1 protein-coding gene is annotated in these 896 nt (G+C 47.3%); it reads left to right on the forward strand.

All coding sequences use genetic code 11. The features are described 5' to 3' along the window. Window positions 1-21 precede the first annotated feature (21 nt). On the forward strand, window positions 22-896 hold an 875-nt coding region (locus IEY34_RS36230), incomplete at its 3' end, for a DUF5704 domain-containing protein (RefSeq protein ID WP_229758032.1).

Here is an 896-nt window from a genome sequence, read left to right on the forward strand (position 1 = left end):
CCACCTACTCAAGGAACAACAATGCCTTTAAGTGATTTAGACCCCAACGCCAATGGCGTTATTCGGGCCGATTCGCGGGACTCTGAGAAATTCAACGTTTTACAAGGCATCCCGACATCGGAATATTTATATACCAATACGTTAGCGGACAATTACTTGTTTAAGCAGAATTGGGCACAGCAATCTGGCAAAACGACGTATTCATGTTCAGTGACGGTGACGTATGTTAGAAAATGGACGGTACCCGGGCCGCCAATCTGTGCGCCACCTCCGGGTGGATGCTCACCTGGGCCAGAACTCCCTGCTGGGGATACACAAACCAAGACATACAGTTTCCAAATATATCGAGATTATGGGTACTGGCAAATCAATAATTTGGAAGTCTATCAGATAAATAACACAATAATGAATAACTATGCCCTACCGGGCGGCAGCGTGACGATGTATCCGAATGGCTATACGCCACCGACTTTATCCCAGGTACATTCAACGGTTGTTGGCGATCATGTCCATCCCGTGGATACCCCGACGATTAATTACACGCCGCCGATTCTAACGGGAGGACTAAGTGCGCCGCCAACTATTCCAGACGATACTTCGTTACTCAAAGGGATGGCAGAATCGAGCACGCCAGAAAGCAAAGTGAACAATGATACTGTCAAATTCAACAACGCAACGACGATGGACGGCGCACAATATACGAAAACAGGACCAACACCGTCGAACATTCCGATGCCAGTAACCATAGGACGCGACGTGCTTTACAAAAATCAGAATCTAGTAAGCAATGCCTTGGCGAACAAACCGAACACATCAAGTTCGGGGACCATTTATTATGATCTTTTGCCAGAGAATGTGAATGGTGGGGCAAGCACATCCTACCCGATCAACGGCAT

Origin of the sequence: Paenibacillus marchantiophytorum (assembly GCF_014640555.1) — a bacterium.
In the GTDB taxonomy this organism is placed as follows: Bacteria; Bacillota; Bacilli; order Paenibacillales; family NBRC-103111; genus Paenibacillus_E; species Paenibacillus_E marchantiophytorum.